This window comes from Kitasatospora sp. MAP12-44, assembly GCF_029892095.1.
Classification (GTDB): domain Bacteria; phylum Actinomycetota; class Actinomycetes; order Streptomycetales; family Streptomycetaceae; genus Kitasatospora.
On sequence record NZ_JARZAE010000004.1, the window covers coordinates 3,361,849 to 3,386,267 of the forward strand.

General features: G+C 72.5%; 23 protein-coding genes. 8 read left to right on the forward strand and 15 right to left on the reverse strand.

All coding sequences use genetic code 11. The features are described 5' to 3' along the window. The first annotated feature begins 197 nt into the window (after positions 1-197). Positions 198-1,781 carry a hypothetical protein gene (locus tag P3T34_RS15610; RefSeq protein WP_280666638.1) on the forward strand — a complete coding sequence of 528 codons (1,584 nt, stop codon included), beginning with the start codon at positions 198-200 and terminating at the stop codon, positions 1,779-1,781. Positions 1,782-1,787: 6 nt separating this feature from the next. Here the strand turns inward: P3T34_RS15610 and P3T34_RS15615 are convergent, their stop codons facing one another. The 5 genes from P3T34_RS15615 to P3T34_RS15635 form a co-directional block, all read right to left on the reverse strand. Further along, the gene (locus P3T34_RS15615; protein WP_280666639.1) at positions 1,788-2,345 is read right to left on the reverse strand and encodes a 2'-5' RNA ligase family protein; all 558 of its coding nucleotides are present in this window, start codon (positions 2,343-2,345) and stop codon (positions 1,788-1,790) included. After that, a complete protein-coding gene (trpS, locus tag P3T34_RS15620; RefSeq protein ID WP_280666640.1) occupies positions 2,345-3,385 on the reverse strand; it encodes a tryptophan--tRNA ligase in 1,041 nt (346 codons plus the stop codon). Before trpS ends, P3T34_RS15615 begins: the two co-directional genes overlap by 1 nt. Before the next feature lie 29 nt (positions 3,386-3,414). Then, the gene (locus P3T34_RS15625) at positions 3,415-4,728 is read right to left on the reverse strand and encodes a hemolysin family protein (protein ID WP_280666641.1); all 1,314 of its coding nucleotides are present in this window, start codon (positions 4,726-4,728) and stop codon (positions 3,415-3,417) included. A gap of 94 nt (positions 4,729-4,822) precedes the next feature. Further along, positions 4,823-5,815, reverse strand: a complete 993-nt coding sequence (locus P3T34_RS15630; RefSeq protein WP_280666642.1) for a malate dehydrogenase — start codon at positions 5,813-5,815, stop codon at positions 4,823-4,825. Positions 5,816-5,991: 176 nt separating this feature from the next. Beyond that, a complete protein-coding gene (locus tag P3T34_RS15635) occupies positions 5,992-6,402 on the reverse strand; it encodes a DUF3017 domain-containing protein (protein ID WP_280666643.1) in 411 nt (136 codons plus the stop codon). A 311-nt stretch (positions 6,403-6,713) separates the two neighbouring features. Between P3T34_RS15635 and P3T34_RS15640 the strand changes: the two genes are divergently transcribed. The 3 genes from P3T34_RS15640 to P3T34_RS15650 all read left to right on the forward strand — a co-directional run bounded on the left by P3T34_RS15640 (position 6,714) and on the right by P3T34_RS15650 (position 8,458). After that, the gene (locus P3T34_RS15640) at positions 6,714-7,112 is read left to right on the forward strand and encodes a DUF2752 domain-containing protein (protein ID WP_280666644.1); all 399 of its coding nucleotides are present in this window, start codon (positions 6,714-6,716) and stop codon (positions 7,110-7,112) included. Between the two features lie 81 nt (positions 7,113-7,193). Then, positions 7,194-7,883 carry an RDD family protein gene (locus P3T34_RS15645; RefSeq protein ID WP_280666645.1) on the forward strand — a complete coding sequence of 230 codons (690 nt, stop codon included), beginning with the start codon at positions 7,194-7,196 and terminating at the stop codon, positions 7,881-7,883. 89 nt (positions 7,884-7,972) lie between these two features. Beyond that, entirely contained in the window at positions 7,973-8,458 is a 486-nt protein-coding gene (locus P3T34_RS15650) for an RDD family protein (protein WP_280666646.1), read from the forward strand. Positions 8,459-8,529: 71 nt separating this feature from the next. Here P3T34_RS15650 and P3T34_RS15655 read toward each other — a convergent pair whose 3' ends face one another. Beyond that, a complete protein-coding gene (locus P3T34_RS15655; protein ID WP_280666647.1) occupies positions 8,530-8,787 on the reverse strand; it encodes a hypothetical protein in 258 nt (85 codons plus the stop codon). Further along, positions 8,784-9,164, reverse strand: coding sequence for an ATP-binding protein (locus P3T34_RS15660; RefSeq protein ID WP_280666648.1), 381 nt, complete (start codon positions 9,162-9,164; stop codon positions 8,784-8,786). Before P3T34_RS15660 ends, P3T34_RS15655 begins: the two co-directional genes overlap by 4 nt. Before the next feature lie 288 nt (positions 9,165-9,452). Between P3T34_RS15660 and P3T34_RS15665 the strand changes: the two genes are divergently transcribed. Next, entirely contained in the window at positions 9,453-10,304 is an 852-nt protein-coding gene (locus P3T34_RS15665; protein ID WP_280666649.1) for a helix-turn-helix transcriptional regulator, read from the forward strand. Between the two features lie 9 nt (positions 10,305-10,313). Continuing rightward, the gene (locus tag P3T34_RS15670) at positions 10,314-10,511 is read left to right on the forward strand and encodes a DUF397 domain-containing protein (RefSeq protein WP_280666650.1); all 198 of its coding nucleotides are present in this window, start codon (positions 10,314-10,316) and stop codon (positions 10,509-10,511) included. 55 nt (positions 10,512-10,566) lie between these two features. On the opposite strand, the gene purH is transcribed toward P3T34_RS15670, so the two are convergent. Further along, the gene (gene purH, locus P3T34_RS15675; RefSeq protein WP_280666651.1) at positions 10,567-12,150 is read right to left on the reverse strand and encodes a bifunctional phosphoribosylaminoimidazolecarboxamide formyltransferase/IMP cyclohydrolase; all 1,584 of its coding nucleotides are present in this window, start codon (positions 12,148-12,150) and stop codon (positions 10,567-10,569) included. Beyond that, positions 12,147-12,806 carry a phosphoribosylglycinamide formyltransferase gene (gene purN / locus P3T34_RS15680; protein ID WP_280666652.1) on the reverse strand — a complete coding sequence of 220 codons (660 nt, stop codon included), beginning with the start codon at positions 12,804-12,806 and terminating at the stop codon, positions 12,147-12,149. Before purN ends, purH begins: the two co-directional genes overlap by 4 nt. 435 nt (positions 12,807-13,241) lie before the next feature. Here purN and P3T34_RS15685 point away from each other — a divergent pair, with 435 nt between their 5' ends. Beyond that, complete coding sequence (locus P3T34_RS15685; protein WP_280666653.1) at positions 13,242-14,015, forward strand: hypothetical protein; 774 nt, start codon at positions 13,242-13,244, stop codon at positions 14,013-14,015. A 12-nt stretch (positions 14,016-14,027) separates the two neighbouring features. Here the strand turns inward: P3T34_RS15685 and P3T34_RS15690 are convergent, their stop codons facing one another. Further along, positions 14,028-15,479 carry a DUF6350 family protein gene (locus P3T34_RS15690; protein WP_280666654.1) on the reverse strand — a complete coding sequence of 484 codons (1,452 nt, stop codon included), beginning with the start codon at positions 15,477-15,479 and terminating at the stop codon, positions 14,028-14,030. A 106-nt stretch (positions 15,480-15,585) separates the two neighbouring features. Between P3T34_RS15690 and P3T34_RS15695 the strand changes: the two genes are divergently transcribed. Further along, positions 15,586-17,097, forward strand: a complete 1,512-nt coding sequence (locus P3T34_RS15695; RefSeq protein ID WP_280666655.1) for a helix-turn-helix transcriptional regulator — start codon at positions 15,586-15,588, stop codon at positions 17,095-17,097. A gap of 82 nt (positions 17,098-17,179) precedes the next feature. Here the strand turns inward: P3T34_RS15695 and sucD are convergent, their stop codons facing one another. The 5 genes from sucD to P3T34_RS15720 all read right to left on the reverse strand — a co-directional run bounded on the left by sucD (position 17,180) and on the right by P3T34_RS15720 (position 24,319). Further along, positions 17,180-18,073, reverse strand: a complete 894-nt coding sequence (sucD, locus tag P3T34_RS15700) for a succinate--CoA ligase subunit alpha (RefSeq protein WP_280666656.1) — start codon at positions 18,071-18,073, stop codon at positions 17,180-17,182. Between the two features lie 18 nt (positions 18,074-18,091). After that, positions 18,092-19,267: an ADP-forming succinate--CoA ligase subunit beta gene (gene sucC / locus P3T34_RS15705; RefSeq protein WP_280666657.1), complete on the reverse strand. Its 1,176-nt coding sequence runs from the start codon at positions 19,265-19,267 to the stop codon at positions 18,092-18,094. A gap of 282 nt (positions 19,268-19,549) precedes the next feature. Beyond that, on the reverse strand, positions 19,550-20,722 hold the full coding sequence (locus P3T34_RS15710; RefSeq protein ID WP_280666658.1) for a VWA domain-containing protein: 1,173 nt from the start codon (positions 20,720-20,722) through the stop codon (positions 19,550-19,552). Next, complete coding sequence (locus tag P3T34_RS15715; protein WP_280666659.1) at positions 20,719-23,172, reverse strand: DUF5682 family protein; 2,454 nt, start codon at positions 23,170-23,172, stop codon at positions 20,719-20,721. Before P3T34_RS15715 ends, P3T34_RS15710 begins: the two co-directional genes overlap by 4 nt. Before the next feature lie 52 nt (positions 23,173-23,224). Beyond that, the gene (locus tag P3T34_RS15720; RefSeq protein ID WP_280666660.1) at positions 23,225-24,319 is read right to left on the reverse strand and encodes an AAA family ATPase; all 1,095 of its coding nucleotides are present in this window, start codon (positions 24,317-24,319) and stop codon (positions 23,225-23,227) included. Between the last annotated feature and the right edge of the window lie 100 nt (positions 24,320-24,419).

The window sequence follows — 24,419 nt, forward strand, 5'->3', positions numbered from 1 at the left end:
ACTCATATAGCTCAGCGGCGCGACATTACCATTCGCGTTCCAATACCCACCAACCGTTGCAGGGCAGTCGAGTGATCGCAGAGTGCGATCCGCCACTCAGAACTCACCGTTATGGTGGAGCGCAGCTCACCGCCTGCGGCCGACCACCACCCCCGGTCTGCCATGCCCGGGCTGCCGCCCGTCCGACGGAGACCACGATGCCGAAGACCGCCCCAGCCCGTCTCCCGGGCTCGGCGCAGCTGCGCCGGGCAGCGGCCCGGATCCCCGCACCGTGGCGCCTGCCGCTGGCGGTGCTGGCGGGGACGCAGGCGATCTGGCTGTTCTGGTGGGCCGCCTTCTATCCGGGGCTGATCAGCTTCGACTCGGTGATGTACACCTGGCAGGTCACCACCGGCAACTGGGCCTCCGACCACTCGGTGCTCTACGACTGCTTCGTCTGGCTGGCGCTGCACCTGCCCGGGCAGTTCGCGGTGCTCACCCTGCTGCAGACCACCGCGATGTCCGCCGTCCTCGGCTACGCCTGCGTGGCGCTGCGCGGCCTCGGGGTCCGCGCCCGCTGGAGCGCGGGCGCGGCGCTGGCGGTCGCCGCGCTGCCGCCGACCGGGACCTTCGTGGTCTTCGTGTGGAAGGACGTGCCGTTCACCATCAGCGCCGTGCTGGTCTTCGCGGCCGGCGCGCGTCTGCTGGGCCGTCGCTTCGCCGGGACGCTCGCCCTGGCACCCGGCTACCGTCCGGGCGCGATCCGCTTCGACCTGCTGATGCTCGCGCTCGGCCTGTTCGGCGTCGGCCTGTTCCGCAACGCCAACGAGGGCATGGTGCTGATCGCCGGGGTGGCGCTGCTGCTGGCCCTGCCCGGGCTGCGCGCGCTGCTGGCCGCGCTGACGGCGGCGGCCGTGCTGGTGCCGCTGGCCGGCCAGCTCTGGCTCTACCCGGCGGTGGGGATCAAGCAGCCGCCCGCCGACGCGGTCTTCGCGCTCAACTACTCGGACATCGCGGTCGCCTACGACGAGGCGCAGTACCTCTTCAGCCCGGCGGACACCCGGCTGCTGGCCGAGGTGGCCCCGCTGAGCACCTGGCAGGCCGGGGGCAACTGCTACTCGGGGGACGCGCTGACCAACAGCTCGGCGCCGTTCGACCGGGCGGCCGCCGACCGGCTCAACGGCCAACTGCTCACGCTGTGGACCAAGGTGCTCAAGACCCGGCCGGACATCGTCATCAGCGCCCGGATCTGCCGCGCCCACATCGCCTGGTCGCCGTTCTCCGACTTCGCTCAGAACGGTGCGAGCACCGTCATCTCGCCGCTGGACCGCTCCCCCGACCTGTGGGGCTGGACCGCCCCGGCGGCCACCGCCGACCTCAGCGCCGGGCATACGGCGCCGAACGGCAAGATGGTCGGCAGCCCGTACCTGCCCGCGCTCAGCAGCCACCCGCTCTCCACCACCCTGCACAAGGCCGGGGTGTGGCTGCAGACCGCGAGCAAGGTCAACCAGCTGGACTGGCTGCTCTGGCGCGGCGCGACCTGGTGCTACCTCACCTATGCGGCGCTCGTGCTGTACGCGGCCGGGCGGCGGCGCCGGGCGGTGTACGCGCTCGGCGGGATCCTGGTCGGGCTGCAGCTGACGCTGATCGCCGCCAACCCGGCGGAGCTGTTCCGCTACAACGTGGTGCCGCTCTTCGTCGGCCCGCTCTGCCTGGGGCTGATCGCCGCCCGCCGCGAGGCGCTCGGGACCGCTCGGGCGGCCCAGCCGCAGCGGGAGGAGCCGGAGACCGTATCGGTTTAAGGCCCGTCAGGCGCCGAAGTCGAAGGACTGCCAGGGCCGCCAGATCTCGTCCGCGCCGAAGCGCGAGAGGCTGAAGCCGGGCACCGCGAAGGACGCCTGGAAGGCCCGCGCCTCGGCGTAGGCCGCGTCCAGCACCGCCTCGGGCAGGCCGTGCGCCACCGTCACATGCGGGTGGTACGGAAAGGCCAGCTCGCGGGCGAGCGGCCCGGAGCGGATCGCCGCCTCCAGCTCGCGGCACTCCTGCGCGCCCTCCTCGACCCGCAGGTACACCACCGGCGAGACCGGCCGGAAGCTGCCGGCGCCCTGCAGCAGGACCTGGAACGAGCTGTACCCCCGGGCCACCGCCGCCAGGTGCGAGCGCACCTCGGGCAGCGCGCCGGCCGGGATCCCGGTCGGCGGCAGCAGCGTGATGTGGGTGGGTATCGCCCGCGCGAGCGGATCGCCGTGCGCGGCCCGGGCGTCCTGGATCGCCGATCCGAAGGGCTCGGGAACGGAGACGGACACGCCGATGGTGACGGCCTCGGTCAGGCCGTCACCATCGGCGGTGGCGGGGGCGAGCTGCATCAGTGCTTGGCGGCCGGCAGGAAGCCGATGCGGTCGTACACCGTGGCCAGCGTCTCGGAGGCCACCGCGCGGGCCTTCTCGGCGCCGACCGCGAGCACCCGGTCCAGCTCGGCCGGGTCGTCCAGGTACTCCTGGGTGCGCTGCTGGAAGGGCGCGACCCACGCGGTGAAGACCTCGGCCAGCTCGGTCTTCAGCGCGCCGTACATCTTGCCCTCGAAGTGCGCGACCAGCTGGTCGATGCTCTGCCCGCTGAGCGCGGAGTGGATCCGCAGCAGGTTGGAGACGCCGGCCTTGTGCTCCTCGTCGTAGGAGACCACCGTGTCGGTGTCGGTCACCGCGCTCTTGAACTTCTTGGCGCTGACCTTCGCCTCGTCCAGCAGGTTGACCAGGCCCTTGGCCGAGGAGGCCGACTTGCTCATCTTGGCGGTCGGGTCCTGCAGGTCCAGGATCTTCGCCGTCTCCTTGAGGATGTACGGCTTGGGGAGCGTGAAGGTGGGCTCGTAGCGGCTGTTGAAGCGCTCGGCCAGGTCGCGGGTGAGCTCCAGGTGCTGGCGCTGGTCCTCGCCGACCGGCACCGCGTCGGCCTGGTAGAGCAGGATGTCGGCGATCTGCAGGATCGGGTACGTGAAGAGGCCGACCGAGGTGTGGTCGCTGCCCTGCTTGGCGGACTTGTCCTTGAACTGGGTCATCCGGGCGGCCTCGCCGAACCCGGTGAGGCAGTTCATCACCCAGGCGAGCTGCGCGTGCTCGGGCACATGCGACTGGATGAAGAGCGTGCAGCGCTCCGGGTCCAGGCCGGCGCCCAGCAGCTGGGCGACCGAGATCCGGGTGTTGTCGCGGAGCGTGCGCGGGTCCTGCTGCACGGTGATCGCGTGCAGGTCGACCACCATGTAGAAGGCGTCGTTGGACTCCTGCAGGTCCACCCACTGGCGCACCGCGCCGAGGTAGTTGCCCAGGTGGAACGAGCCGGAGGTGGGCTGGATGCCGGAGAGCACCCGAGGGCGGTCCTTCACCGGACCGTTGACCGCTGCGTTGACCATGGGGACATTGTTCCAGCTTCGGCGAGCGGTCAGGACACCACTTCGTTTGGAGGATCTGCCAGTCGTGCGGCGCTGACCCGGATCCGGTCGATCCGCCGCCCGTCCAGCGCCGCGACGGTCAGCAGCACGCCGGTCTCGGTGATCACCTGGTCGCCCACCGAGGGCAGCTCGCCGAGCTCGGCGACGACATAGCCGGCCACCGTCTCGTACGGGCCCTCGGGCAGCGAGACGCCGGCCTCCTCGGCGAAGTCGGGCAGATTGAGCAGCCCGTCCACCTCCATGCCGCCGCCGGCCAGCTGCCGGGTGGTGGTGGTCTCCTGGGCGTCGTACTCGTCGCGGATCTCGCCGATCACCTCCTCGACCAGGTCCTCCAGGCTGACGATGCCGGCGGTGCCGCCGTACTCGTCGACGATCATCGCCAGGTGGTGGCCCTCCCGGCGCATCTCGCTCATCGCCTCCAGCACGCGCTTGGTGGCGGGCAGCAGCTTGACGGGCCGGGCGATGTCGCGGACCCGGACGGCCTGCTGGCCGAGCGACCGGTAGAGGTCGCGGACGTGCACGAAGCCGACCACCGCGTCGTAGGAGCCCTCGATCACCGGGTAGCGGGAGTGCGGGGAGGAGCTGGTCTCCTCGCGGACCTCGGTGAGCAGCTGGTCGGCGTCCAGGAAGGTGACCTCGGTGCGCGGCACCATCACCTCGATCACCTGGCGCTCGCCGGCCGCGAAGACGTCGGCGATCAGCGCCCGCTCGTCGCTGCCCAGCTCGGTGTTGGCCGCGACCAGGCCGCGCAGCTCCTCGGAGCTCATGCTGCCGCGACCGGCCTTGGGGTCGCCGCCGAGCAGTCGGACCATCAGATTGGTGGAGCGCCCGAGCAGCCAGATCACCGGGCGCAGCGCGACCGACATCACATCGACCACCGGCGCCGCGAGCAGCGCGATCGGCACGGTGCGCTGGAGGCCGATCCGCTTGGGGGTCAGCTCGCCGAGGACGAGCGAGATGTAGGAGATCAGCAGGGTCAGACCGACCAGCGCGACGGCGTCCGATACGCCGCTGGACAGGCCGAGCCGGACGAAGACCGGGGACAGCTTGCCGGCCAGCGTGTCCGCGCCGAAGGCCGCGGAGAGGAAGCCCATGCAGGTCACCCCGACCTGCACGGCGGCCAGGAACCTGTTGGGGTCAGCGGCCAGGTGGGCGGCCCGCGAGGCGCGCTTGGTGCCGCGCTCGGCCAGCGAGCGGATCTGGCCCTCGCGCAGCGAGATCAGCGAGATCTCGGCGATGTTGAACAGCCCACCGAGGACGATGAAGACGAGGACGAGTGCGGCGTCTTCGAGGGTTTCGTTCACGGTCGAGCAGTTTACGGCGGCGGCCGGCCACCTCCGACGAGGGAGGTGACCGGCCGCTGTGCCTACCGGCCGAGCCGAGGGGCTCGGCTCAGCCTCAGATCAGGCCGAGCTCCTGGACCGCGTTGCGCTCCTCGACCAGCTCGGCGACCGAGGCGTCGATCCGGGCGCGCGAGAAGTCGGAGATCTCCAGGCCCTGGACGATCTCGAACTTGCCGTCCTTGGTGGTGACCGGGAAGGACGAGATGATGCCCGGCTCCACGCCGTACGAGCCGTCCGAGACGATGCCCATCGAGGTCCAGTCGCCGGCCGGGGTGCCGTTGACCCAGGTGTGGACGTGGTCGATGGCGGCGTTGGCGGCCGAGGCGGCCGAGGACAGGCCGCGGGCCTCGATGATCGCCGCGCCGCGCTTGGCGACGGTCGGGATGAAGTCCTTCTCGACCCAGGCCAGGTCGCTGCCGGTCGCCTCGAAGGCGGTCTTGCCGGCGATCTCCGCGTGGAAGAGGTCCGGGTACTGGCTGGCGGAGTGGTTGCCCCAGATGATCGCCTTGGTGATGTCGGCGACAGCGGCGCCGGACTTCTTGGCGAGCTGGGCGACCGCGCGGTTGTGGTCCAGGCGGGTCATCGCGGTGAAGCGCTCGGCCGGCACGTCGGGGGCGTTGCGCTGGGCGATCAGGGCGTTGGTGTTGGCCGGGTTGCCGACCACCAGGACCTTGATGTCGTCCGCGGCGTTGTCGTTGATGGCCTTGCCCTGCGGGCCGAAGATGCCACCGTTGGCCTGCAGCAGGTCGGCGCGCTCCATGCCGGCGGTGCGCGGGCGGGCGCCGACCAGCAGGCCCACGTTGGCACCGTCGAAGGCGGTGGCGGCGTTGTCGGTGATGGTGATGCCGCGCAGCAGCGGGAAGGCGCAGTCGTCGAGCTCCATGGCGACGCCCTCGGCGGCCTTGAGGCCCTGCGGGATCTCCAGCAGGCGGAGGTTCACCGGCACGTCCGCGCCGAGCAGGTGGCCGGAGGCGATACGGAACAGCAGCGCATAGCCGATCTGGCCGGCCGCTCCGGTGACGGTGACGTTGACGGGGGTGCGAGTCATTTTTCCTACTCCTGCGATCGCCAGGTGCCACGCTCCACAGCAGCGACGCAGGGCTGGCCGACGCACTGGAGCCGAGGAGGATCTCTCGACATCGAGAGACCCCGCGTCAGGCTATCGCAAGGAGCGCGGGATCGGGGGAGCGGCCTGCCGCCGGGGCACTGCGGTCTGCCGGGTGGTCAGTGGCGGCGGCCGAGGAACTTGCCGAAGTCCTCCAGCACCGAGGCCTGAAGCCACGGGTCCGGCTGGGCGACCAGGGCGAGCAGGATGATCACCAGCCCCAGGAAGAGCAGCACCAGCACGTCGGTGAAGCGGCTGCGCACCGCGAGCAGCCCGACCTCCGGCACCAGCAGCCGCAGTATCGCGCCGATCAGCAGCCCGCCGCCGATCACCAGCAGGCCGAACCGGAAGTCGGCGTACACGGTGAGGCCCAGGCCGATCCCGACCACGGCCAGCACCAGCGTTATCGGCCACTGCCGTATCGGCAGCGTGTGCCCGCGATCCATGGCCGGCCCGGAGCCCTCCGGCGGCAGCGTGCCCGTGGTCTTGACCGGCCGACGGCGCGACCGGCCCACTCGTACCGCGTTCATGGAGCAATCCCTCGACCTAGCGAGCGGCCTGGCGCTCAGCCGCCATGACGATGTTGGCCCTATCCTCCCGGATCGGCGGGGCTGCTCCGGCACACTCCGCCGCCTGGACGGCCCGACCCTAACGGAACATGCCTAACGGAACGTATGGGTCCGGTTGCGGTTGCGCCACAGTTGCGTTCAGCGGCGCACCGGCGGCTGGACAGCTCGCCGCACGAGAGTTGACGATAGGCCAAGCACATGTCCGACGCCGGGGGAAGAGCACCAATGAGCAGTCCGTACCAACAGGCCGGCCACCAGCAGCAACCCATGCCGTGATCGCCCCGGTCCGGGTCGCGTCCGCCGCGCCCTCACCGACCGGTCGGCTGGCCCGTACGGCGCTGCGCTGCGCGCTGGCGGCAGCGGCCGCGCTCGCGGTGGGCGCGCTGCACGACGCGCACGACCCCGGGGTGATCTGCCCGCTGCGCCGGCTGACCGGGATCCCGTGTCCCGCCTGCGGCAGCACCACGGTCTTCATCGAGGCCGGGCACGGCCACTGGCTCGCCGCCCTGACGGCCAACCCGGTCACCGCGGTCGCCGTGGTCGCGCTGCTGACCGCCCCGCTCGGGGGCGGCGCCTGGTGGTGGCGGCAGACCCCGCGCACGCGTACGGCGTTGATCGCCGGAGCCGCCGTCAGCGCCTGGATCTGGCAGCTCAACCGGCTTGGCGTCTGACCGTCACCGCTCTCGGCTACTCTCACCCGCTGTCCCCATGTCCCGCACGACCCTTGAGTCCCAGCTGCCCGGAGGCAATCCGTGTCCTACCCGCCCGACCCCAACAACCCCAACAACCCTTACGGCCAGCCGCAGCAGGCGCCCTACGGCGTCCCGCCGCAGCAGAACCCGTACGGCCAGCCGCCGCAGGCGGGCTACGGCTACCCGCAGCAGCCGCCGGCCGGCTACGGCATTCCGCCGCAGGGCATGCCGCCGCAGGGCCCGTACGGCGGCTACGCCCCGGCCCCGCCGGTGCTCGCCAGCTGGGGTGCGCGCGTGGGTGCGTTCCTGCTCGACGGCCTGATCATCGGCCTGCCGCTGATCATCGGCTACATCATCGGCGGCGTCATGCTCGTCAGCGCGGTCAAGAACAACTGCCAGACCGACCCCACCACCGGCCTGACCGACTGCTCCAACACCACGGCCGGCGCCAGCTCGGGCGGCCTCGCGGTCATCGGCATCACCTTCCTGCTGACGCTGGGCCTCGCCCTCTGGCAGACCGCCCGTGAGGGCAGCACCGGGCAGACCATCGGCAAGAAGGCCCTCGGCCTGCGCCTGGTCCGCGAGGCCGACGGCAAGCCGCTCGGCTTCGGCATGGCCTTCGTCCGCCGCCTGGCGCACTTCGTGGACGGCGCGGTCTGCTACATCGGCTACCTCTGGCCGCTCTGGGACTCCAAGGGCCAGACCTTCGCCGACAAGATCGTCAGCAGCCTGGTGATCCGCGCGCAGTAGTACCACCACCGCTGCGTCTGACGGCTCGGCTCCCGCGACGGGAGCCGAGCCGTTCGCTTGGCCCACCCGCTTCCCGAGAGACGGATTCCTTGAGCAACCCGTACGACTCCGCCACCACATCCTCCGGCTACCAGCCCAACCTCGACCCTGCGTACGACTACCACTCCGGCTACAACGGTCAGTCCGGTCCGACGAGCCCTCCGGTGCTGGCGAGTTGGGGCCGCCGCGCCGCCGGCTACCTGCTCGACTGGCTGATCTGCACCATCCCCGCGGCACTGCTGATGCTGACCCCGGCGGCGAAGCTCTCCAACCTGGTGGGCATCGTGGCGACCGTGGTGCTGGGCAGAATGGAGGGCACCACCGGCCAGTCGCCGGGCAAGAAGGTGATGGGGATCCAGGTTCTGCGGGAGGCGGACGGCCAGCTGCTCGGCTGGGGTCAGGCGGTCCGGCGCCGGTTCCTGCACATACTCGACGCGCTCTGCTGCCTCATCGGCTTCCTGTGGCCGCTCTGGGACGCCAAGGGTCAGACTTTCGCCGACAAGATCGTCGGCTCGGTCGTCATCCGCACGAAGTAGCAAGCCACGCAGGGACAGTTAAAGGGCGCCGCACCCCACCGAGGCGCGGCACCGCACTGGTTCGGCCCGCCCTACTCGTCGGCCCGGCGCACGTGCTCGCGCAGCAGGTGGAGCAGGTTGACGACGGTCGAGGCGGGGCCGCCACCGAAGGAGACCAGCCGGCCTCCGTCGATCGTCCGCCCGCCGCAGTCCGCGCTGGGGAAGATGACGCCGAGGGGCTTGCCGACGGCGTGCAACTGGTCGAGCAGGCCGCGCAGTTGCTCCACGCTCAGCGCGCGGGTCTCGGCGTCGCCGGGCTGGTTGGGCTCCCACCCATCGTCGCCGCTCATGCCGCTGCCCCCTTGCTCAGGTGGGCCCAGACGGCCTTGCCGTACGTACGGCGCTCGACACCCCAGGCGTCGGCCAGTCCGGTGACCATCAGCAGGCCTCGCCCGAACTCGGCTTCGGCGCTGGCGGGTTGGGCGATGGGCTCGCGGGGCGACTCGTCGGCGACGATGAGCCGCAGGGCACGGGCAGTGAGGAGGACGAGGACGACGGTGGGCGTGCCCTCGCCGTGGCGGTAGGCGTTGGCGAGGAGCTCATAGAGGACGGTCTCGGCGTCACGCCGGTCGTCGCGCTGCCACCCGGCAGCGGTCAGGGTGTTGCCAAGGAGTTCGCGGTGAAGGTCCCAACTGGGGATCTGCCCAGGGGGCTTGAGGACGCACATGGGTGCTCCGCAGGGTAGGGGGGTGCTCGCCTCGGGCCCGGCACCGTGAGCGTGACGCAAGGCCCGGGTGTGGGCGTGCAGGTGCTCTTCGGTCGTCGGGGGACAGTTACTGACGGTCCGTCGGCTAGCGATGTGAGACTGACCGTAGCGCCAACGTATACAGCTGTATACCTGGTTGGCCGAAGTTCCCTCGATCGGGGGTCCGGCCTTGCCGGTGTGCTCGACCAGGTGGACCCTTCGACGCGGGCCACGGCACACTGGTGGCTACTCACCCGAAGGAAGAGCGTCATGCCGCCACGTAGCATGCCAACCCTGCGTCAGCGTCGACTCGGCGCCGAGCTGCGCAAGATGCGCGAGCACGCCGGAATGACCGGCCATGCTCTGGCGAAGCATCTGGGAATCGAGGCCACCCAGGTCAGCCAGATGGAGAGCGGCCGGATCGGCGTGAGCGCCGATCGCCTCAGAAGCCTTGCCGCCGCCTGCCGCTGCCTGAATCAGCCCCTCATCGACGCCCTGGTCGAGATAGTCCAGGATCGCACCAAGGGCTGGTGGGAGGAGTACCGCGGGATCATCCCGACCGGCATCATCGAGGTTGCCGAGATGGAGTACTTCTCCACGAGCATCCGCACGGCGGTAACGAGCTATATTCCCGGACTGCTTCAATCGGCAGAGTACTCATCCGCGGTCTTCACCCGACTCGTCCCCGCTCTCCCGAAGCACGAAAGCGACGCAAGAACAGCCTTCCGCGCACAGCGCAGGGATCTTCTGACCGAGGCCGCCGGCAAGCCTTATGAGGCGTTCATCCACGAAGCCGCCTTGCGCATGCGCTTCGGCGGTCGGTCAGGACTACGGAACCAGCTCGCGTCACTGCTGGAGGACTCTGAAATTCCCGGCGTGACCATCCGAGTCATCCCCTTCGCCGTTGACACTTTTCCGGGAAGCGGCGAGACGATGATGCTGGCATCCGGCCAAGTTCCGGGCTTGGACACCGTACAGATCGACGTCCACCACGCGCCGATCTTCATCGATGCCGAAGCTGAGCTTCTGGCCTATCGCGCGATCTTCAGTACCACCGAAAACGTCGCCCTGGCTCCACAGGATTCACGGAAGTTCATTCTCGGGATGATAGAAGAGATTTGAAAGGCAACAATGTCTGAGAACTACTGGCAGAAGTCTTCGTTCAGCGGATCGAGTAACGCCTGCGTCGAGGTTCGCGCAACTGGGGACGGCATGGTGGAGATGCGCGAGTCCGACACCGGTGACGTGATCATCCGGACCACCCCCACCAAGTTCGCCAAGTTCCTCCTAGGCGCCAAGGCAGGCGAGTTCGACCACTTCGTCGGCTGAAAAGCCCTGACGGGCCGTGGGCGATGCCCACGGCCCGTCAGTTGTTCGCGCTACCTCAGTGGAAGAAGTGCCGCGTCCCCGTGAAGTACATCGTCACGCCGGCCGCCGCCGCAGCTGCGATGACCTCCTCGTCGCGGATCGAACCGCCCGGCTGGACCACGGCCTTGACGCCGCCGTCGATCAGGATCTGCAAGCCGTCCGCGAACGGGAAGAACGCGTCCGAGGCCGCGAACGACCCCGCCGCGCGCTCGCCGGCCCGCTCGACCGCGAGCTTCGCGGAGTCGACGCGGTTGACCTGGCCCATGCCGACGCCGACCGAGGCACCGTCCTTGGCGAGCAGGATCGCGTTGGACTTGACGGCACGGCAGGCGCGCCAGGCGAAGACCAGGTCGGCGAGCTCGGTCTCCGACAGGGCCTCACCGGTGGCCAGCGTCCAGGTGGACGCGTCGTCGCCGGCCGCGTGGATCCGGTCGGTCTCCTGGAACAGCAGGCCGCCGCTGATCCGGCGGGCCTCGCGGCGCTCGCAGGGCGCCTCGGGGGCGCGCAGCACGCGGAGGTTCTTCTTGCGGGCCAGCACCTCGACGGCGCCGTCCTCAAACGCCGGGGCGACGACGACCTCGGTGAAGATCGGCGCGATCTGCTCGGCCAGCGCGACCGTCACCGGGCGGTTGACCGCGATCACGCCGCCGTAGGCCGAGACCGGGTCGCACTCGTGCGCCTTGCGGTGCGCCTCGACGACGTCAGCGGCCGTCGCGATGCCGCACGGGTTGGCGTGCTTGATGATCGCCACGGCCGGGCCGTCGTGGTCGTAGGCGGCGCGGCGAGCGGCGTCGGTGTCGACGTAGTTGTTGTACGACATCTCCTTGCCGTGCAGCTGCTCGGCGCCCGCCAGCCCGCCGGTGCCGTCCACGTAGAGCGCCGCGCTCTGGTGCGGGTTCTCGCCGTAGCGCAGGACGTTCGAGCGCTCCCAGGTGGCGCCGAGGAACTGCGGGAACGCCTCCTCGGACTCGGTGTAGCCCGAGGACTCGAACCAGGACGCCACCGCGACGTCGTACGCGGCGGTGTGCGCGAAGGCCGCGCCGGCCAGCCGCTTGCGGGTCAGCAGGTCGAAGCCGCCGGACTTCACCGCCGCCAGCACGTCGGTGTAGCGGGCCGGGTCGACCACGACGGCGACCGAGGGGTGGTTCTTGGCGGCGGCGCGGACCATCGACGGACCGCCGATGTCGATCTGCTCCACGCACTCGTCCGGGGTGGCGCCCGAGGCGACGGTGGCCGCGAATGGGTAGAGGTTCACCACGACCAGGTCGAACGGCTCGATGCCCAGCTCGGCCAGCTGCGCGCGGTGCGAGTCGAGGCGCAGGTCGGCGAGCACACCGGCGTGCACGCGGGGGTGCAGCGTCTTCACGCGCCCGTCCAGGCACTCCGGGAACCCGGTGAGCTCGGAGACCTCGGTCACCGGGACGCCGGCGGCGGCGATCCGGGCGGCGGTGGAACCGGTCGAGACCAGTTCCACCCCGGCGGCGTGCAGACCCTGGGCCAAGGTCTCCAGACCGGTCTTGTCGTAGACGCTGACCAGCGCACGGCGGATCGGGCGGACGTTCTCGGAGACGGGAGGCGTGGTGCTGGGGGCGGCGCTCATGCCGGTGTCCATACCTTTCGGTCTTCAATGCGGTGACCTTCGCGGGCCAGGCGGCCCACGACGTCGACGAGCAGGGTGCGCTCGACAGTCTTGATGCGCTCGTGCAGCGCTTCGCCGCCATCTGCGTAGTCGGCGTCGGTGATCTCCACGACGCCCTGCGCGATGATCGGGCCGGTGTCCACTCCGCCGTCCACCAGGTGGACGGTGCAGCCGGTGACCTTGACCCCGTACGCGAGCGCGTCGGTGACGCCGTGGGCGCCGGGGAAGGAAGGCAGCAGGGCGGGGTGGGTGTTGACGATGCGTCCGGTGTACGCGGCGATGAAGTCGTCGCCGAGGATCTTCATGAATCCGGCGGTGACCACCAGGTCGGGGCGGTACTCCTGGACGGAGGCGGTCAGCGCGGCGTCCCAGTCGGCGCGGCCGGGGAAGTCCTTGATCCGGTGGACAAAGGTCGGGATGCCCGCGTGCTCGGCCCGCTCCAGGCCGGCGATACCGTCCCGGTCGGCCCCGACCGCGACGATCTCGGCGCCGTACGCGGGGTCGGCCACGGCGTCGATCAGCGCCTGCAGGTTGGTGCCCGAGCCGGAGACCAGGACCACCAAGCGGGCCGGCCGGGCAACGGGAGGCGGGAAGGCGAGCGTGGAAGCGGCGGCCACTGCGCGAGTCTCCGTATGTCGGGGTGCCTGCCCGCTGGTACATCCACCGGCGGTGGGGCCACTACGGACGGGCGGCAGGTCGAGCGGTCGGACGGGTACGCCGGGACACCCCGCTGCGCTGCGGGCCCCGGGGAACCTGGGGGAGCTGCTGACCGTCACCACGATAACGGCTGGTTGAACAGCGTTCCTACCTGGGATTACGCGTGACGCGCGTAGATGAGAGCGGGATCTCCTCCGCCGCTCGGTCGGCCCGACGGGACGCGGTTTCGCATCGAACGGCAGGCCGCCCGCCGCCTCGCAACGGGCTGCGGGATCATGGGGGGCGGTGCACCGCGCGCGGGGCGCCCACCCGCACGCCGGCGAGGTCGGCCCGACCCCGCCGCAGCTCCACCCCGGCCCTGCCGACGCCCGACGACGATGAGGATCCCGACGCCCATGAGCAGCGGCAAGAACAGCGACGAGCGCAACCCCTTCGCGCCGCCGCCGGAGGACGCCCCGGACCAGCCGTGGCGCCCGCGCATCCCGCAGCCGAAGGCGGGAGCAGCCGGGCGTCCTGTCGGCGGCGGCCAGGACGGCACCGACCAGGGCTCGGACGCCACCGGCGGCGGCCCGGACGGACAGCCAGGACTCCCGCCCGTCTCCCCGCCGCACCCGTGGAGCCCGAACTGGCAGGGCAACGGCGGCCCCGGCTGGCCCGAGCGCCCGCAGGCCCCGCAGCAGCCGCGGTTCGACCCCAACGACCCGGTGCACCGCCGCTCGCGATTCGCCCTGCTCAGCGGCATGGCCGCGCTCTTCAGCGGCGTGTACGGCATCCCGGACGTGGCGCTGCTGCTCGGCGCGCTCGCGCTGTACTGGGGTATCAGCGCGCTGCGGGCGGCCGGAAAGGACCCGGCGCCGACCCCGGCCGGCTCCGCCGCCACCGTCGCCGACCTCACGGGCGCAGCGACCCCGTCCACCGGCACCCCGTCCGGCGCCGCCGCGCAGCAGCCCGTGTACGGGCAGCGCAGCCGCCCGCAGGCGCCGGCCGCGCTGGGCGGGCTGATCACCGGCGGCGTCGCGGTCGCGCTGGTGCTCGGCTCGTTCGGGCTCAGCCTGGCCTACCGCCCCTACTTCACCTGCCTGAACGACGCGCTGACCAACACCGCCACGCAGAGCTGCTCCACCCTGGCCCCGCACTGGCTGGCCAGCGAGACCGACCCGCAGAACTGACGCCGGCACAGCTCAGCCGCCCTCGCCGTCGCCCTCGACATCGCTCTCATCTGATCGAGGGCGGACCAGGGCGACGGCGGCGTCCAGGGCGCGGCGGCCACCGGCCACCCAGCCGGACCACCTACCGCTCCCGGTGCTCCGGGTGATCCCGGCACTCCCGGCCGGGCGCAGCAGCCACCAGCGCACTCCGAGCGCTCCCGGCACCGTGAGCGCGGCGAACCACCCGGCCGCCAGCAACCCCGCCCACCAGGGCGACGGCCCGAGCACCGCCATCCGGCCCGCGCCGACCGCGCCGCCCGCCAGCCAGGCCGCCGGCGCGACCGCCGTCCCGACCGCCAGCGCGGCCCCGACGCCGGCGAGCGTGGTGGCCGCACAGCACCAGGGCGCCCGCTCGTCCTCCTCCTCCAACAGCTCCTCCGACAGGTCGTCCGGCCCCGCCACCCGGTCGGCCAGCGGACGGCCCCCGGCCGCCGCCGTCCGCCCGAGCAGCCCGGCGCAGACCGACCCCGCCAGCACCGGCAGCGCGAACACCGCGTACTGCCAGAGCGACGCCGTGCTCGGCACCAGGGCGAAGAGCGGGAACTCCGGCACCGCCCCCAGCGTCACCCGATCGGGTGCCACCATCGTCCCGGCCCCCAGCAGGAACCCCGAGCCCAGCGCGTACGAGGCGCACCAGAGCACCGCGTTGGGCACCAGCAGCAGGCAGCTCAACAGCAGGCCGACCGAGGCCGAGGCGCCGCCGCCGGTGAGCGCGCGCACCACCGGGTCGGTGCGGTCCGTCCCGAGCAGGACCAGTACCGCGAAGAGCAGCGCGCTGCCGGCCAGCAGCGTCAGCAGCCCGCCCGTCGCGGCTCGGCGGACGGCCGCGGCGAGCTCGGCGCTCTCGGGCAGCGGGCCGGTCCAGCGCTCCGTCCACGCCCGCAGCCGCGCCGCGCGCGCCGGCCACCAGCGCGGGACCGGGACGGCCCCGGTCCCGGCTCCGACGGTGGCCGTGCCGTAGACCAGCGCGGCCACCGCCAGCAGGTCCGGCAGCACGCGGGCGCGCAACCCGGCGGCCGTCGAGCACTCCAGGGCCACCGGCAGCGCCACTGCCAGATAACCGGCGCAGAGCGCGGCCGGCACGCCCCCCGCGCGCCCGCCCGCCCGCCGGACCGTGCGTTCCGCGGCCCGGTAGACCAGCAGGACGGTGAGCAGCGTGGCGAGCAGCGGCGTCAGCGAGAGCGGGGCCGCGCCGGCGCCTCTGACCAGCGGTCCGCCGTGGGCCAGCAGCCAGACACCGCCGACCAGTTTGCCCGCGTCGCCGGCGGTGTCCTGCGGATAGGGCGACAGGACCCACAGGACGAGTACGGGCGCGGCGGTCGTCGCGAGCCCGACCAGCGCCGCCGTGAATCCCGCGACTACGGGCCCGGAGGCGAGCGAGTCGACGCCGCGCTGGAGCGGACGGTCCATCAGGTGGTGCGTCATAGCCCCCCATGGTGCCAACGTCACCCGTCCTGCCCTGTGAGGAAGCGTGCGCTCGCCGTGTCCCGGATTATCTGGTTATGTGTCACTTTCGAGCGAGCCGCGCGCGATGACCACCTCCGAGACCGCTGAGCCGGAGTCATCGCAGCAGCAGCTACTGCGGCTGCTCTCACCGCGCGAGGCGCAGGCGCTGGCCCACCTGGTGGCGGGCCTCGACACCCGGGCGATCGCCGAGGCGCTGGGCATCGCCCCGAGCACCGCGCGCACCCACCTGCACCGGGCGATGCGCAAGCTCGGAGTGCGCACCCGCGCGGAGGCCGCCGCACTCGCCGCCCCGACGCCGACCGACCCCACGCCGGCCGAGCCGCTGCCCGCAGACCCCGCGCTCGAAGATCCCACTCCCGCAGACCCCGCGCCCGAACCGACCCGGGCCGGCTTCGAGGCGCTCTACGCCCGCTGCCACGACGACCTCGTCCAGCAGACCTACCTGCTCACCGCCGGTCGCCACAGCGCCGCACACGCCGTCCGGCTGGCCTTCGGCTCCGCCTGGAACCGCTGGCCCGCGGTCTGCGCCGAGCCCGACCCGGAGGCCTGGATCCGGGCCCGCGCGTTCGACGCGGCCCTCTCCCCCTGGCACCGCGTCGGCCCGCTCCGCACGCGCGCCCGGCAGCTGCCACGACGGCGGATCAAGGTCGCCGAGGAGCCCGCGAGCGCGCCGGCCGACGGCCTGACGGATCGTGACCGGGCGCTGCTCAAGGCGCTGCTGCGGCTCTCCCGCCCCCGGCGGCGCGACCTGGTGCTGCACGACGCGCTGGGCCTGCCGCCCGCCGCGGTGGCCGCCGAGGTGCACACCAGCGCGGCGGGCGTCGAGGACCGGGTGCGCGCCGCCCGGGCCGCCCTCGCCGCCGCCGTCCCACGGCTGGTCGGCGCCGACCCGGCCGCCGACGGCTTCGGGCAGCGGCTCGGCGGGCTGCTCTACGCGGCGGCCGTGCGCGGTTGCCCGCCGCCGCGGCAGCCGTCGCCCGCCGTGGTCAGGACCGCCGGACGGCTGCGCGCCGCGGCGGCGCCGACGGCCTTCGGGCTGCTGGTGCTGGCCACCGGGGCGGCTCTCGGCGGCTTGCTGGCCGGGCACGGGCCGTCGACGTTCTTCGCCGCCCGGCCGCAGCCGCTGCCGGTCTGCACCACCGCCGAGACCGGCAGCGCCGGTCCGGCCGCGCCCGGCCACCTCGACGCGGCCGGCCTCCGCAGCGCGTGGTGCGGTCCGGTGCCCGGTCAGCCGGCGGTCCTGGTGGCCGGTCCCGCCCTGCCCGCCGACCAGCCGTCACCGACGGCTGCCGCAACCGCCGCAAGCGCCGCAACGCCGGCCGCCGGCGCGTCGCCGAGCCCCGCCGACAGCGACTCGCCCGGTGTGACGCAGGACCAGTCGCCCGCCGACGCCCCCATCCAGCAGCCCTCCACCGCCACCATCCCGGACGCCGCCGGGCGCCCGCGGCAGCCGCTGCTCCTCACCGCCGTGCGGCCCCCGCACGCCGCCGGACCGTCCGACTGCCCGCTCGGCGTCCCCCGCCCCTGCCCCGGCTCCGCCCGCACCGCACCGTCCCCCGCCTGGCCGCCGCGGTAGAACAGGCGACCGAAAACGCCTCGCCCCGGACCGGGAGACCCGGTCCGGGGCGAGGCGTTGTTCAGGAAGCGGTCAGACCCGGTCAGAGACCGAGCGAGTCCGCCAGCTCACGGGCCAGGCGAGCGGTCTCGGACGGCGTCTTGCCGACCTTGACGCCCGCGGCCTCCAGGGCCTCCTTCTTGGCGGCCGCGGTGCCCGAGGAGCCCGAGACGATGGCGCCGGCGTGGCCCATGGTCTTGCCCTCGGGGGCGGTGAAGCCCGCGACGTAGCCGACGACCGGCTTGGTGACGTGCTTGGCGATGTAGGCCGCCGCACGCTCCTCGGCGTCGCCGCCGATCTCGCCGATCATCACGATGACCTTGGTCTCCGGGTCCGCCTCGAACGCCGCGAGGGCGTCGATGTGCGTGGTGCCGATGACCGGGTCGCCGCCGATGCCCACGGCCGAGGAGAAGCCGAGGTCACGCAGCTCGTACATGAGCTGGTAGGTCAGGGTGCCGGACTTCGACACCAGACCGATCGGGCCCGCGGTGGTGATGTCCGCCGGGATGATGCCCGCGTTGGACTGTCCGGGGGAGATCAGGCCGGGGCAGTTCGGGCCGATGATCTGGGTCTTGCTGCCCTTGGCACCGGCGTACGCCCAGAAGGCGGCCGAGTCGTGGACCGGGACACCCTCGGTGATGACGACCGCGAGGCCGATCTCGGCGTCGATCGCCTCGACGACGGCGTCCTTGGTGAACTTCGGCGGAACGAAGATCACCGTGACGTCGGCGCCGGTCTTCTCGATGGCCTCGGCGACGGAGCCGAAGACCGGGACCTCGGTGCCGTCGACGTCGACCGTGGTGCCGGCCTTGCGCGGGTTCACGCCGCCGACGATCTGGGTGCCGGAGGCGAGCATGCGGCGGGTGTGCTTCATGCCCTCGGAGCCGGTCATGCCCTGGACGATGACCTTGCTGTCCTTGGTAAGGAAGATAGCCATGCTAGTAGTCCCTCTTCCTTACTTGGCGTTCGCCAGCTCGGCGGCGCGCTCAGCGGCACCGTCCATGGTGTCCACCTGCTCAACGAGCGGGTGCTTGGCGTCGGTCAGGATCTTGCGACCCAGCTCGGCGTTGTTGCCGTCCAGGCGGACGACGAGCGGCTTGGTGACGGCCTCGCCCTTGCTCTCCAGCAGCGCGAGCGCCTGGACGATGCCGTTGGCGACCGCGTCACAGGCGGTGATGCCACCGAAGACGTTGACGAAGACCGACTTGACGTCGGGGTCGCCCAGGATGATCTCCAGGCCGTTCGCCATCACCTCGGCGGACGCGCCGCCGCCGATGTCGAGGAAGTTGGCGGGCTTCACGTTGCCGTGCGCCTCACCGGCGTACGCGACCACGTCGAGGGTGCTCATCACGAGACCCGCGCCGTTGCCGATGATGCCGACCTCGCCGTCGAGCTTGACGTAGTTCAGGCCCTTGGCCTTGGCGGCCGCCTCGAGGGGGTTGGCCGCGGCCTTGTCCTCGAGCGCCTCGTGGCCCGGCTGACGGAACTCGGCGTTCTCGTCCAGCGAGACCTTGCCGTCGAGCGCGATGATCTTGCCGTCGCCGGACTTGATCAGCGGGTTGACCTCGACGAGGAGCGCGTCCTCGGCGATGAAGACCTTCCACAGGCTGACCAGCACGTCGGCGACCTGGTCGGCGACCTCGGCCGGGAACTTGGCCGCGGCGACGATCTCGCGGGCCTTCTCGGGGGTGCAGCCCTCGTTGGCGTCGACCGGGATCTTGGCGAGCGCGTCGGGGTTCTCCTCGGCGACGACCTCGATCTCCACGCCGCCCTCGACGCTGGCCATCGCCAGGAAGGTGCGGTTGGTGCGGTCCAGCAGGAACGAGACGTAGTACTCGTCCTTGATGTCCGCGGTGGCGGCCAGCATCACCTTGTGAACGGTGTGGCCCTTGATGTCCATGCCGAGGATGGCGGCGGACTTGGCGACGGCGTCCTCGGGGTCAGAGGCGAGCTTCACGCCACCGGCCTTGCCTCGCCCACCGACCTTCACCTGGGCCTTGACGACAGCACGCCCACCGAAGCGGGTCGCGATCTCGCGGGCGGCCTCGGGGGTCTCGATGACCTCGCCGGCGAGCACGGGTACGCCGTGCTTTTCGAAGAGGTCCCTCGCCTGGTACTCGAACAGGTCCACGTGTGTTCGTCCTTGTTCGTGGTCGCGGATTGTGTCTCTACGAGCGTGCCACGGCAGGATCTTCGCTGCGGGTCGTCGGGGCGGTGCGGGTACGCAGAGTTTGTGGCCTTGCGGCCCACACAGCCACGGGCGCACACGTCAATCAACACGCGCGTCACGTCCGTCTGGCAGGTTATCCCCGTCGGCGGGGGGTGTTTCGCCGAGGACCGGCTCCGCTTTGGTGAGAACCGTCACAACGGGCGTGCGGGGACGACTCGCGCGCCCTGCGCTCACCCCCTGCGTTCACCTGCCGTCCGGAATCGGCAGCGGACGCTTCTCGATGGCGGCGGCCATGATGTCGGGGAAGGCGTCCGGCGTGCAGGCGAAGGCCGGGGCGCCGAGCGCGGCCAGCGCGGCGGCGTGCTCGTGGTCGTAGGCCGGGGCGCCCTCGTCGGAGAGCGCGAGCAGGGCGATGAACTGGACGCCGGCCGCCTTCATCGCGGCCACCCGGCGCAGCATCTCGTGCCGGATCCCGCCCTCGTAGAGATCACTGATCAGGACGACGACGGTTTCCGCCGGACGGGTGATCTTCGACTGGCAGTAGGCGAGCGCGCGGTTGATGTCGGTGCCGCCGCCGAGCTGGGTGGCGAAGAGGACGTCGACCGGATCGGCCAGCTGCTCCGTCAGATCGACCACGGAGGTGTCGAACACCACCAACCGGGTGTCCAGGCTGCGCATCGAGGCGAGCACCGCGCCGAACACCGCTGAGTGGACGACGGAGGGCGCCATCGAGCCGGACTGGTCGATGCAGAGGATGACGTCCTTCTTCACCGCGCGCTGGGCGCGCGCGTAGCCGACCAGGCGCTCGGGGACGATCGTGCGCTCCTCGGGCAGGTAGTTCTTGAGGTTGGCCCGGATCGTGCGGTCCCAGTCGATGTCGCGGTGGCGCGGGCGGTTCACCCGGGCGCTGCGGTCCAACGCGCCGCCGAGCGTGGCCCTGGTCCGGTCGGCGAGCCGGCGCTCCAGCTCGGCCACCACCTTGCCCACCACCAGCCGGGCCGACTCGCGGGTGGTCTCGGGCAGCGCGTGCTTGAGCGAGAGCAGGGTGCCGACCAGGTGGACGTCCGGCTCGACCGCCGCCAGCATCTCGGGCTCCAGCAGCAGCCGGTCCAGGCCGAGCCGGGAGATCGCGTCCTGCTGCATCAACTGGACCACCGAGGTGGGGAAGTACTCGCGGATGTCGCCCAGCCAGCGGGCCACCTGCGGGGCCGAGCCGCCGAGTCCCGCGCTGCGGGAGGCGGCGCGGCCGGTCTGCGGCGCGGGTTCGGGGGTGCCGCGGTAGAGCGCGGTCAGTGCGCGGTCCATGCCCGCGTCCCGGCCGGTCAGCCGGCAGCCGGTGCCGTCGGCCTCGCCGCCCAGGACCAGCCGCCAGCGGCGCAGCCGCTCGTCGGCCTCAGGGGTGGTCGCCGTGCTCATCGGTTGCTCCTTCGGTCGGACTGGTGCGGGATCCGAGGGGCTGCGGCATCGGGGGCAAGGGTGCGCAGGCCGAGCAGCAGGGCCACCGTCGGCAGCGCCGCGTCGGCGCGGACGGCGTCCAGCGTCTCCTCCCGGACCGGGTCTGCGGCGGCGGACCGGGCGGACCCGGCGGCACCGAGCGGCCCGGCGGCCACCCGGGAGCCGACGGTCCGGCGCACCCCCGGCTCCAGCGCCGAGAACGTCCGGCGCAGCAGCGGCAGGACATTGGTGAAGGTGTCGCCCGGCACGCCGGTCAGCCAGTCGTCCAGCAGTTCGAGCAGCTGCGGGTCGTGCAGCAGCAGGGCGCCACCGCCGGAGAGGAAGCCCTCGATCCAGCCGGCCGCGTCCGCCGGGGCGCTGGCGGTGGAGAGCACCAGGCGCATCCGGCGGCCGGCCTCGGCCGAGTCGAGCCGGGCGTCGTCCAGCAGCAGCCGGACGGCGCGGCCGCGCAGCAGGCCGGGGACGCCGGTGGCCGGCCCGGCCGAGGGCTCGCGGCGGGCCAGCGAGCGCAGCGCGGCGGCCCAGCGGTCGGCGAGCGTGTCGGCCGGTGTGTCGGACAGCATGTCGGCCGGTGTGTCGGCCGGTGTGTCGGCCGGTGTGTCGGCCACCGGCTCCCCCGGTGGGCCGCCCTGCTCCAGCAGGCCGACGGCGGCGTGCACGGCGTCCAGCCTGGTGCGCATGTCGGCCGCGCCCGCCGCGTCGAGCCCGGTGCAGGCGGGCGGCAGGCCGACGCAGATCCGCTCCGCGAGCCCGCGCGCCACGCCGTCCAGCGCGCTGCTGTCGGTGCCCCGGACATCGCCGTAGCGCAGCGCCCGGACCAGGGCGGGCAGCGCCTCGGCGAGCTGCCCGGCGTCGGTGTCGAGCGCCGCGCGGTCGGCGAGCGCCTGCATCACGGCGGGCAGCGCGGCCGGCAGCCGGGCCACCAGGCACTGTTCCGCCAAGCGGGTGAGGTCGGCGAGCTCGGCGGCCTTCGCCGCGAGCTCGGCCACCTTGCCGGTGGCGGCCTGCTCCACCGTCGTCCCCCACTGCGCGGCCACCACCACCCGAACGGCGTACTCCGGGTCCCAGCTCAGCTGCCAGCTCTCCCGGAACGTCCCCGTGGAGTTGACGGCGGACCGGGTCTCGGTGCCCCACGCGATGCCGAGCAGCCGCAGCCGGTGCAGCAGCACCGAGCGCGCGGCGTCCAGCTCCTTGCGCAGGTCGAGCACCAGCTCGCGCGGCTCGGTGTCCGGCTTGAGCCGCAGGCTGCGCTGCAGCCGGGTCAGGTCGCGCTGCAGCGGGACGGTCGGGGTGGCCGGCGGCACCTCGCCGAGTGCCTCGCCGACCACCAGCTGCTCGCGGACCAGCGCGAGCGCGACGTCGGAGCCGTCGCACATGACGGACCGGACGGCGTCCAGCGTCTCGGTCAGCCCGGCGATGGGCCGCCCGCGCATCGCGGCCAGCGTCTCGGCGAGCCGGACCGCCTCGATCACATGTGCGGAGGAGACCGGGTGGTCCTCGGCGCGCAGCAGCTCGGCGGCCCGGGTCAGCCAGCGGGCCAGCGTGTCGCCTCGGGTGGAGAACAGGTGGTGGTACCAGCCGGGCGACTCGATGCCGGCGCCGTAACCCGTGTGCTGGGCGAGCCTGCGGTGCGTCCAGGGCACCCAGGTGATCTCGGTCTTCGGCTTCTTCGGCAGGGTGGCGAGCAGCGCGCGGTCGGCGGCGACGGTGGGCATCGCGCTCAGCGCCGGGACGTGCCAGGCGCCGCAGACCACGGCGATCCGGCGGTGGCCGGCGCGGCGGGCGGCGCGGATCTGCTGGCGCATGTACGCCTCGCGCAGGTCGTCGCGGCGGGAGGTGAGCGGCGAGGCGGTGAGCGACGGTGCTCCGGGCGGCGGGGTGTCGGGCGGCGGCTCGCGCAGCGCCGTCATGGCCTCGGCCAGCGCCTCGAACGGCGCCAGCGCGTCGGCGCCGGGCGTGCGGTGCTCGACGACGTCCTCCCACCAGCGCTCGGCGTCGTCCTGGCCGGCGGCTTCGGCGAGGACCGCGATCGGGTCCAGGCGCAGGGTGTCGGGTTCTCCCTCGTGCTCGGCCGCCCCTTCGGCCGCCAGGGCGAAGCCGTACGCCGCCGGCAGGTCGATGAACCGGACGGGCAGCTCGTGCGCCAGCCCGTACCGGATCGCCACCCACTCCGGGGAGAAGGAGGCGAACGGCCAGAACCCGGACCGGGCCGGATCGTCCACCGCGTGGGCGAGCAGCGCGACGGGCGGCACCATCTCCGGGTCCGCCGCCAGGGCGATGATCGGATCGGCCTCGGCCGGCCCCTCGATCAGCACCGCGTCCGGCCGCAGCTGCTCCAACGCGGCGGCCACCGCGCGGGCCGAGCCCGGTCCGTGGTGGCGGATGCCGAGCAGTGTCACATCGTCAGTCATGGGTCCCCTCCCCTGCTAGGGCCTGTCCGGTGCCGCTGTCAGCCGTCCGCTGTCAGCGGGAGAGTTCACGCGCGGCCCGGTAGAAGTCCTTCCAGCCGTCCCGCTCGCGGACCACGCCCTCGACGTACTCGCGCCAGATCACCTGGTCGGCCACCGGGTCGCGGACGACGGCGCCGAGGATGCCGGTCGCCACGTCGCCGGCCCGCAGCACGCCGTCGCCGAAGTGCGCGGCGAGCGCCAGGCCGTTGGTGACCACCGAGATCGCCTCGGCGGTGGAGAGCGTGCCGGTCGGCGACTTGACCTTGGTCCGGCCGTCCGCCGTGATGCCGTCGCGCAGCTCGCGGAAGACGGTCACCACTCGGCGGATCTCCGCCGCGCCGCCGGGCAGCTCGGGCAGCTCGAGCGAGCGGCCGAGCTGCTCCACCCTGCGGGTGACGATGTCGACCTCCTCGTCCAGGCTGGCCGGCAGCGGCAGCACCACCGTGTTGAACCGGCGGCGCAGCGCGCTGGAGAGCTCGTTGACGCCGCGGTCGCGGTCGTTGGCGGTGGCGATCAGGTTGAAACCCCGGACGGCCTGCGTCTCGCCGCCCAACTCCGGTATGGGGAGCGTCTTCTCGGACAGGATGGTGATCAGACTGTCCTGGACGTCGGCGGGGATCCGGGTCAACTCCTCGACCCGGGCGATCTTCCCGTCCGCCATCGCGCGCATCACCGGCGACGGCACCAGGGCGTCCCGGCTGGGGCCGTGGGCCAGCAGCTGGGCGTAGTTCCAGCCGTAGCGCACGGCCTCCTCCGGCGTGCCGGCCGTGCCCTGGACCAGCAGCGTCGAGTCCCCGCTGATCGCGGCGGCCAGGTGCTCGGACACCCAGGTCTTCGCCGTCCCGGGCACCCCGAGCAGCAGCAGCGCCCGGTCGGTGGCCAGCGTGGTCACCGCGACCTCGACGATCCGGCGCGGACCGACGTACTTGGGCGTGATCACGGTGCCGTCCGGCAGTTCACCCCCGAGCAGATAGGTGGCGACGGCCCACGGCGAGAGCCGCCAGCGCTCGGGCCGCGGCCGCTCGTCCTGCGCGGCCAGCGCCGCCAACTCGGCGGCGAAGGCGTCCTCGGCGTGCTGCCGCAGGACCTCGGGAGTGGTGGTGGTCATAGGACGGCTCCTGGGTCGGCCACCGGGCACAGCCGTGCCGCGGGCGGGGCGGTGAAATCAAGGAGAGCAACGGCGCAGCTGACAGGCACAGGGGTCGGCT